Annotated in this window: 1 protein-coding gene and 1 pseudogene; both read right to left on the bottom strand. The window is 74.3% G+C overall.

The features are described 5' to 3' along the window. Nucleotides 1-758: pseudogene (locus tag E2E34_RS36880) on the bottom strand (4-alpha-glucanotransferase); the annotation flags it as partial. Continuing rightward, entirely contained in the window at nucleotides 759-1,019 is a 261-nt protein-coding gene (locus E2E34_RS34375) for a hypothetical protein (protein ID WP_138905725.1), read from the bottom strand. Nucleotides 1,020-1,314: the final 295 nt, after the last annotated feature.

The raw sequence follows: 1,314 nt of genomic DNA, 5'->3' as shown, positions 1-1,314 counted from the left end.
CTCCAGGAAGGACTCGTCGACGACCACCAGGCGGCGAGTTCGGCGAGGTCTGCGAGGTCGCCCATGCCCCAGGAGCGCCGGGAGAGGAGGGAGTAGAGCTGGACCATGAACCCGTACGTGCGGCCGGGGGGCTGCGGGACACGGGAGGGGGCGACGATCAGCGTGGCGGCGTCCTCCTGGCCGTCCGGCGTACGGACACCCAACCGGTGCACTCCGAGCGGTAACCGACCCCAGCCCGCATCACCCGCAACGTCAACAACGCCCGCATCGCCCGCAAGACCCGGGCCGCCCGCAAGACCCGGGCCGCCCAGGCGGCCCTCACCACTCCCACCGCTCCCACCGCCAGCACCGCTCCCACCGCCCGCACCGCTCCCACCGACCGCACCGTCCGCCACCGACGGCGGTGCGTCCGTGAGCGGTTCGGGCGGGGCGGCGTCCGGGATGTCCCACTCCACGGCCGGTCCCTGCTCCGTCTCGACGCGCAGCCGCGTCCCCGGGGGCAGGCCGGTGAGGGCCGGCGGCGGCTGGGGGCCGGCCGGGCCCGTCCAGGACACCAGCGTGGCGGGCAGCAGGCGGCGGGCGGCGGCGGCCTCGTGCGCTTCGAGGGCCGTACGCACCGCCTCGGGCGTGCGCGCGTCGACGCCCAGGGCGGCCAGAACGGCCACCACCGTGTCGTCGGGGACCTGGAGCGTGCGGTGCGCCGAGGGCTGGTAGGACGTGGCGACGCCGTGCAGGGCCGCAAGCCGGGCAAGGCCCATCTAGACCCCCGCGGGCTCCACGCCCGATGCCGTGCCGTGGGCTGTCGGTTCGCTGGTCAGGGGGGCGACGTCGGCCATCGGAGGCTCACTCGTGAGCGGGGCGGCGTCTGCCATCGGGGGTTCGCTGGTCAGCGGCGGCTCGGAGGCGAACAGCGGCTCCGCGAAGCCCGCGTCGTCGAAGGGGAACGCGTCGTCGAGCTTGGCACGGGGGGCGGGCACGGGTTTGGAGAGGGCGGTGAGGAGAAGCTGTGCAGCGGCCACAGGGGCCTCCCTACGGTGGGCTGAACGGACACAGCAGCCCTACCCAAAGGACACGGCCGCAGACGTATACGTTCCATCAACGTGGCCCGCGTCACACCTGGTTCCCCGTATGAAAATTGACACCCGGCCGGACGGGTGGTGGGCTCGGGGCCCACAGGGACGCTGACGCGACTGAGGAGACGGCCGTGCAGTTCGGGCGCAGGAGAGGCGCGAGGGGTGCGACCGCCGTCGCGGTCGCTGTGATCGGAGGGCTGCTCGGCGGCTCGCACGGAGCGTTCGCCGCCCCCTCCGACCC

This window comes from Streptomyces albidochromogenes (assembly GCF_005981925.1).
GTDB classification, from domain to species: Bacteria; Actinomycetota; Actinomycetes; order Streptomycetales; family Streptomycetaceae; genus Streptomyces; species Streptomyces albidochromogenes.
This window is presented reverse-complemented; position numbering and strand designations above follow the sequence as displayed.